Annotated in this window: 8 protein-coding genes and 2 pseudogenes; 6 read left to right on the top strand and 4 right to left on the bottom strand. The window is 40.5% G+C overall.

Annotation, left to right across the window (positions count from 1 at the left end):
• Positions 1–448 precede the first annotated feature (448 nt).
• A pseudogene (locus tag V7L20_RS09170) lies at positions 449–691 on the bottom strand (manganese ABC transporter ATP-binding protein); the annotation flags it as partial.
• Positions 692–744: 53 nt separating this feature from the next.
• Here V7L20_RS09170 and V7L20_RS09165 point away from each other — a divergent pair.
• The 5 genes and pseudogenes from V7L20_RS09165 to V7L20_RS09145 all read left to right on the top strand — a co-directional run.
• Positions 745–1,058 (top strand): annotated as a pseudogene (locus tag V7L20_RS09165) (metal ABC transporter solute-binding protein, Zn/Mn family); the annotation flags it as partial.
• 130 nt (positions 1,059–1,188) lie between these two features.
• Positions 1,189–1,524: a hypothetical protein gene (locus V7L20_RS09160; RefSeq protein WP_334743768.1), complete on the top strand. Its 336-nt coding sequence runs from the start codon at positions 1,189–1,191 to the stop codon at positions 1,522–1,524.
• Positions 1,525–1,636: 112 nt separating this feature from the next.
• A complete protein-coding gene (locus V7L20_RS09155) occupies positions 1,637–2,374 on the top strand; it encodes a hypothetical protein (protein ID WP_334743767.1) in 738 nt (245 codons plus the stop codon).
• Between the two features lie 22 nt (positions 2,375–2,396).
• The gene (locus tag V7L20_RS09150) at positions 2,397–3,086 is read left to right on the top strand and encodes a prolyl oligopeptidase family serine peptidase (protein ID WP_334743766.1); all 690 of its coding nucleotides are present in this window, start codon (positions 2,397–2,399) and stop codon (positions 3,084–3,086) included.
• A gap of 1,105 nt (positions 3,087–4,191) precedes the next feature.
• The gene (locus tag V7L20_RS09145; protein ID WP_334743765.1) at positions 4,192–5,634 is read left to right on the top strand and encodes a GTP-binding protein; all 1,443 of its coding nucleotides are present in this window, start codon (positions 4,192–4,194) and stop codon (positions 5,632–5,634) included.
• 47 nt (positions 5,635–5,681) lie between these two features.
• Here the strand turns inward: V7L20_RS09145 and V7L20_RS09140 are convergent, their stop codons facing one another.
• Positions 5,682–5,828: a hypothetical protein gene (locus V7L20_RS09140; protein WP_334743764.1), complete on the bottom strand. Its 147-nt coding sequence runs from the start codon at positions 5,826–5,828 to the stop codon at positions 5,682–5,684.
• 311 nt (positions 5,829–6,139) lie between these two features.
• On the opposite strand from V7L20_RS09140, the gene V7L20_RS09135 reads away from it, so the two are divergent.
• Positions 6,140–6,397: a Calvin cycle protein CP12 gene (locus tag V7L20_RS09135; protein WP_334743763.1), complete on the top strand. Its 258-nt coding sequence runs from the start codon at positions 6,140–6,142 to the stop codon at positions 6,395–6,397.
• Here the strand turns inward: V7L20_RS09135 and V7L20_RS09130 are convergent.
• Positions 6,394–7,212: a TlyA family RNA methyltransferase gene (locus V7L20_RS09130; protein ID WP_334743762.1), complete on the bottom strand. Its 819-nt coding sequence runs from the start codon at positions 7,210–7,212 to the stop codon at positions 6,394–6,396. The two genes, V7L20_RS09135 and V7L20_RS09130, sit on opposite strands and share 4 nt — an antisense overlap.
• Positions 7,213–7,647 carry a DUF29 family protein gene (locus V7L20_RS09125; protein WP_334743761.1) on the bottom strand — a complete coding sequence of 145 codons (435 nt, stop codon included), beginning with the start codon at positions 7,645–7,647 and terminating at the stop codon, positions 7,213–7,215.
• Between the last annotated feature and the right edge of the window lie 107 nt (positions 7,648–7,754).

Below are 7,754 nucleotides of genomic sequence, written 5' to 3'. Positions count from 1 at the left end.
CATTACAACTCTAACTATCTCACTAAGTTTTTGCCGCCGCATCAAACTCTTTGCTGGATGCAAACAAGCTTGAGCAACCAGATGCTGGAGTTGTTGGTTTAGATTACTTACCGTGTGGATGTTTGCCATCGAAAATCTCCTGGTGAAATACTTACAGAAGTAGTTTAGAGATGCCTTTGACTGTTTAAATTTCTAATAGACGAATCTATAACTTGATGTTTAATACCCAGATGATTAGAGCTTATTATCTAGTTATCAAACTCAAGTTCAAGTTTTTCGCAGAAATTCATAAAAAGTTTTCTGAGCAGTATTTCATCGCTGGAGTTTTTATAGTACCTTTGAACTAATATATTCCCACGACAATCAAGGATGCGATCGCTCTATTAGGCGGGCAGGGCAAACGCATCTAAATTTTTACAATTATCTATAACATTTTGATATCTTTTTTAAAGATGCGTTTCTGCTTTCCAGTGGGGCCATCGCAATATTTGCTCATCCCAACTCTTTCTATGGTATTTTTTGCTACTTGAGGGCTAATTGTCGAGAAGCTATGCAACCAAACCGTTTTCTTTACCCGTCCCATCATTACTACATCCCAAACTGTGGCGGGGTAAGTCTAGTCAATTTGGCTACGTTATGGTATATATGCAAGTTTGTCTAGTTGTTGCATCAAGGGTTTACCTTCGCATAAGCCGATTTGATTTTGTCTAACGGCTACAACCTGGAACCGGGGCTGATTAAATTATTGCGATCGCAGGTACTTTAATTGGCATTAGTACCGAAGAACAACCAAGCGCTCAAACAGTCCAGCGATTGGTAGAGTCAGTTAAAAAAATCGCCGTTTCTGCAATTTTTGCTGAGACTACAATTAAGCCGGCATTAATTAAAACTGTTGACCAAGAAGTAGGGGTGAAATTAGCACCAAATCAACTATATTCTGATTCAATTGGCGCTAAGGGAAGTCCAGGAGATTCTTATATCAAAATGATGGAGGTGAATACCTACACAAGTGTAGAAGCATTGCAGGTAAATATACCTCATTTCAACTAAAGAAGTAAATTCATCAAAATAAATATCTAACTTAAGACGTGTTATTCTCAAAGTCTCTCCAGAGAAAGAACTCTTTCTATCCTCGATTTTTTATAATATTATTTAGCAAAACTAGATTTTTACCTACCTGAAAAAGCTATGACTGATAAAAATCAAGAAAATCAAATTAATCAACCAGTAAGTGAGGATACACATTTACGCCCAGAACCGAACGTCAATGAAAGAAACTTAACAGCGAATCCAGGAGATAAAATTGCTGATGAGTCTCAATCGGTTGAAGAAAAGGCTCAACAGGTAGCTGTAGATGATGTACCAGATATTACAGGCGACAAAATCACAGTGCCGACTTATTTCGTTGTAGATGAACCCGACGGCGAAAAGAAAGCACTCCACCATGTTAAAGATGCTGAAGAGATTTCTGACATGATTCGGGAAGCACGAGTTGATGAAAATGGAAATCGAATTTGGTGGTAGTCCCTCACTAAATAAACACGGGGACACAAGGATAGAGAGAATTGTTTCTTTGCGTCCCCGTATATGTTAATGACGTAATCAAAATCGGGAAATTTTTCCGGGATACACAGTAATGGTAAATGTCACAACTACCAAAGAGTTGCTACATTGCAGTACGCCAGAAATTAAAAATCAAATTTTAGAACTTGTTCAAGACCGCAATGTAGAGCCGTTAAACAGCAAAGTAGAATTTTATAAAAATCAATTAGCACCATATTTTGCAGAGTTGAGCCGACGTAACCCTTTTGGCAAAGTCGCAGATCAAGTAGCGATCGTTACGGGGGTATGGGTACCAATATGGTCTACTATACCTTTTCAAGATATTTTACCTGGTAGGATACACGAGCAGTCTTACCAAATTTTTCATAATGATGGTTACTATGCAAATATTGCCCGCTATGCACCAGGACATCAGTCTGGTTTGTGGCAAAAATTGACATCGAAATTGCCAGCTTATGACTTAATGGTATTGCAAAAGTATTCCATTCGAGATGAGCAGTGGAATATTAAAAATATTGGAATATTTTCAGCATTGAAGAATAGAGAAATACCATTGACAATTGACGATGCAGACAAGTGGTTTACAATAACAGTCGAATCTAAATTTAAGGAAACAGCGCCAAACATAGACTTACGACAAGAACTCAAATTAAAAGATATAGACAGAAATACTGTCAAGAAATTTGAAAAAGCTTACCTAGCTACTTCTTTTTTAGAGCATCTATATATAGATAATGATTTTCGGTTAGTTAAAACTCAACGAGAAGCAACACAGCGACCAAGTTATACTATTGCTGTTCGCAAAGATTGAACTAACAAAATTTTCTAATGCTATGCCGCCACTACAACGACAAGTTAGTTCTACCGATAGCTACAACTACCTACTATTCTTACCTGATGAGGTAGATCCAGATGGAGGCGATGTCTACGACGGGCTACGCCTACGCAACAAAACACACCAGCTACTTTTGCCAACAATCCTGTTTTTACATGGTGCGGGTGAAAGAGGTTCTAACTTAGATAATGTGAAAAAGTACGGCGTTGCCAAGATTGTAGAACAACAGCCAGATTTTCCTTTTATTGTCATTTCACCCCAATGTCCACGCGGTGAATATTGGAATGTAGAGCGATTAAGCGCCCTTCTAGATGAAATTATTGCATCCTATCCTGTTGATTTAGATCGGGTTTACCTGACCGGCTTAAGCATGGGTGGTTACGGAACATGGCATTTAGCAGCAGCACAGCCAGAACGATTTGCTGCGATCGCGCCTATCTGTGGCGGTGGTAACCCACAAGCAGCAGGTAATCTTAAAAATCTTCCTGTGCGGGCATTTCACGGAGCCAAAGATCATGTAGTTCCCTTAAGCGAGTCTGAAATCATGGTTTTTGCACTTAAAGCCCACAAGGGGAATGTGAAATTTACAGTTTACCCAGAAGCCAATCACGACTCGTGGACGCAGACATATAATAATCCAGAGTTGTATAAGTGGTTTTTACAGCATCGACGGCAGCAGCGTCTCTAGGCATAAAAAAGAATTAATCCTAAGTAAATCTACATAAATAATTAAAGTTTGTAATGAGCGGCTCCAGCCCTATTTTGTTCGCGTATAGGACGCACCAGAGGGCTGAAACGCTGACTACGAGTAAATTTTAAGATTTTTACATTACAAAACACATAGTTTAATTTATCCTCGCTGATTTACTTACCTCTTTAGATACTGCCAGCATCATGTAAAATCTTAATGACCAAATTAGGGATACACTCAGCAGCAAATCCGAAATCATAGTTTTCGTGCTAAAAGGCTGCGATAGTAAGTAAAATTTTCTGTTTACCCAAAAGGCGATCGCAATACAACAATCCAGCTTCGGCGGTGGAAGGCTATGAATTAAATCTGTCGGTATTTACGTAGGGACGATTACCAAAACTTCAAAGTATTTTAATTATAAATATTTTTTATCCCTTCAATATTAAAACTTTTAATAAATAGTTGTCTAAACGTTTGACATTAAAAAATATAGCATCAATAATGTTATTGCATAAAAAATTTATCATCATGTAGAAATTCTATTTGATTTTTGCAAAATTTTCTGAGAGCAAAAGCAAGATTCGGCTACCTCTCAGTCAGCTTTGCTTTGAAAAATCAAATGGAGTCCCGGATATAACCTGACATTAATAGGGTTGCATTATGCTTTTCTGGAATTCAAAAATCAGTTTAAAAAATTGCAAAAAAAATCATAAAATATACAGAAATTTTTGGACACCTACTAAAATTGTGCTGCTCAGTGGACATTTAATTGTTCTACCAATTTGTGCATTAATAATTTTATCGCTCTTATTACCCTTATTCACTGCTAGCTTATTCGCTTCCATTGGAACCTCGCACCACTCTACATCGATTCCTTGGATAGATGATGCATCTGAATGTGAACATACTGGGAGAAACTGGCACGATCGCAAGTGTTGGGATAATGAACACGATCCTACGTTCTAAATCGACATTGCATTAAAAGGTATGCAAATTATCAAAATAATTGCCTAAGAAAGACAAAACAGGCTAACAGTGTTGAAATTAGATCAAAATGGATATGTAGCCTGTTGTTTGTCTAACCTTGAATCAACCTAACTTCGTGCGAAATCTGCAAGAAACTCACTTAAATCGTGCCCGCGCCAGTCTCAGACAAGCGCTGTCTTGGTATGGATATCTTCGTAAGTCAGGACAGCTTTCATCCAACCCGGAATTAGCAGGTTTGTTGAAACCTGAATTGGAAGCTTTGAACTCTACACTTAACAAGCTCGATTCTAACGTCATTAGAATTGCTGCTTTTGGTTTGGTGAGTCGGGGTAAATCGGCAGTTTTGAATGCCTTATTAGGAGAGAAGATTTTGCAAACTGGGCCTTTGAACGGTGTCACTCAATGGCCCCGTTCCGTCCGTTGGCAGCCCGGTGGTAAGGTACTAGTAGAGTTAATTGATACCCCCGGATTAGATGAAATTGAGGGTGAGTCACGGGCAGACATGGCGCGAGAAGTAGTGCATCAGGCTGATTTGATTTTGTTTGTCGTGTCTGGTGATATCACGCGCACTGAGTATCAAGCACTGTTGGAATTACGTAAAGCACAAAAACCCCTCATTTTAGTATTTAACAAGATAGATTTATACCCAGATACAGACCAGGGAGCGATTTACGAAAATTTGCAACAACTGGGTGCTGGGAATCACGCCACATGCTCCACTTGGGGAAACCCCATCACCCTACAGCCCTCCGGGCATTTTACGGCGGGCGTCTCCCCTGGGAAGAAGACCGCAGTGGCTCCTCAAGCAAAACCTCTACTACCAGATGAAATTGTCATGGTGGCGGCGGAACCAGCACCAATGGAAGTGCGGGTTGAGTGGCCTGATGGTCGTGTCAGTTATGAATGGGAGACGCCACCACCGCAAGTAGACGAACTCAAAGAGACAATTCTGAATATTCTCAATCGAGAAGGGCGATCGCTTCTGGCTTTAAATGCACTGATCCAAGCACGGGATGCAGAAGCCGCGATCGCTCAAAAAACCATCCACTTACGCGAACAAGAAGCCGAAAATATTATTTGGCAATTTACCAAATACAAAGCTTTGGCAGTAATGCTCAATCCCATCGCCTTCTTAGATATCCTTGGCGGAACTGTTGCTGATTTGGCTTTAATTCGCGCCCTAGCTAGATTATATGGTTTGCCAATGACTAGCTACCAAGCCGGAAAAATTTTAAAAACGATTCTATTTAGTTCTGGTGGCATACTACTGGGAGAATTAGGTAGTAGTTTGCTTTTGGGTTTGGGTAAAAGTACTGCTGCAATAACCAGTGGTGATAATCCCAGCAATATTACTGCCTTTGCTGGTAGTGCGATCGCTCAAGCTGGTATCGCCGGTTATGGTGCATACTCCGTTGGCAAAGCCGCTCAAGTCTATCTCGAAAAAGGCTGCACTTGGGGACAGTTAGGCGCTAGCAGCGTCATTCAAGAAATTCTCTCTCAAGTTGACCAAAACACAATTCTGTATCGGTTGCGACAAGAGTTAGGCATAAAGTATTGAGAATCAATAAAAATTGTTTCCCCTTTGTTGCCGATTATAAGTGATTATCAACTTCTATCAAACTCTTCTGACAATTGACTGACATTCCGAATTTGGGATGCAAGACTGAGAACATGACCATCTCTACTAGTGACTGCAACTAGTGGAATTTCCTTAGCTTTTTGAATCAAAGATGATAAGAGGGTAATTCCCACTCAAATTTGCTAAAAAGATGGCGGTGTTTACCACTACCTATTGTGGGAAACCTATCTAAACTGGAAATGTGAGCCAGCCCGGTCAAGTTCCTCCAACAAAGAGGAGCCAGCGCTGAAGACGGGTTTCCCGTCGCAGGCGACTGGCGTTGGACTAGCGTTAGTGCAGCGTAAAGCCTACGGCATAGCAACTCTTAGAGACGCTACGCGAACGCTTAGAGCGACGCAAAAGCGTCACCCAGAGGGTGAGCTTTTTGGGATCATTGAAAGCTCACAGTTAATATCTATCTCTGTAAATTAAAGGTAAAAGTATCATGACAAGTACCCTAAACTCATTTGAAAATGCTGGGACGGCAAATATTGAACAAGCCATTACTGACGCCATTACTGAAGCCCGCACAACTTGTGAGCTAGATGGTAATTCTGCTGATTGTGCCGTAGCCTGGGACATTGTGGAAGAATTACAAGCTGAGAAAGCTCATAAACAGCAAGCAAAATCAAAGAAAACTTCTTTGGAAAACTACTGCGAGCGCCATCCAGATTCTGTAGAATGTCTAATCTACGATGTTTAACTTTTCCGTAAATCAGTTGTTGCTGATTGCGTTATTTGCTTGATTGCTTCTAAATCAGGTGGTGGCGTTTCACTTTCCATTGCCAACCACAAAAGATATTCAATATTCCCAGCAGGGCCAGTGATCGGCGACCAAGTTAAGCCTTTGTATTTCCATCCTAATTGGTGGGCTGTTTGCAACACCTGGGAAATAGCATCAGCTTGGTCGTTTGGATCGCGCACAACACCTTTTTTACCCACACGGGATCTGCCGACTTCAAACTGTGGCTTGACTAACAATACAGCTTCTCGGTTAGCTTGAGTTAGTTGCCACAAAGCAGGCAGAATCTTCGTTAACGAAATAAACGATACATCGACCACTGCCAAATCAGGAATCTGGTCATTTTCGCCATATAACTCATCTGGTTGTAGTTGCCGTAAATTGGTGCGTTCCCGCAAAATCACCCGCGAATCATTTCTTAAAAGCCAGTCAACTTGTCCGTAACCGACATCAATTCCGTAAACTTTTTTTGCTCCAGCTTGTAAAAGACAATCAGTAAAACCACCAGTAGAAATTCCACCATCTAAACAAATGCGCTCTGCTACTGGAATGGTAAATACTGACAAAGCTTTGGAGAGTTTTTCACCGCCTCTAGAAACAAAAGGCGATCGCTCTTTAATATTTATTTGAGCCGAAATATCAACTTCTGTACCAGGTTTATCAACTAACTGCTGATTAACAGTAACTTCCCCCGCCTGAATTAACCGTTGTGCTAAGGCGCGAGAAGAACATAAATTAAGTTCTACTAATAGTGTGTCGAGTCGCTGTTTAGCCAATTAATTAGACTCTCCTGGTAAAATTAAAGCCAAAGCACGATTGATAATTTCTTCTTGGTTAACCAGCTTTTCTAATTCTTCGGCTTCATAACGACCTTCTTCTACTTCTAGCGTTGCCTCATCAATGGCATTTAAATAGGCTTCTGCTAAGGTTTCTAACAATTCTTCTGGCGTGAGATAATAACCTCCCGCTTTACGCCGCTTATTTTCACGTTGAATTTCCCGAACCGAATTCCGAATAGAGACTTCCCAAGAGCGAGTTGTGCGATTTTCAGCTTGTTGTTTAATCAGATGCAAAAGCAAAATCACTGCATAACTACGAATCGTCTTGATGATGTCATTTCGGCTCATCTCCGTTAATTCTTCGACTATAAACAATGCTCCTTGAACATCGCCTTTAACAAGCAAGTCTTTTAGAGTTAATAATTCTTCCATAATCAGCGCCTCAAAGCTCGGCAACTTCTATTGTGGCGGATCTAGAGCGATCGCAGTTGGTTGTACTGAAGTCCACACCCTGCATTTACTTACATGAATGTCCCCTC

This window comes from Nostoc sp. (assembly GCF_036916735.1).
Classification (GTDB): Bacteria; Cyanobacteriota; Cyanobacteriia; order Cyanobacteriales; family Nostocaceae; genus Nostoc.
The sequence above is the reverse complement of the archived record's forward strand: the minus strand, read 5'-3'. Positions and strand labels throughout refer to the sequence as shown.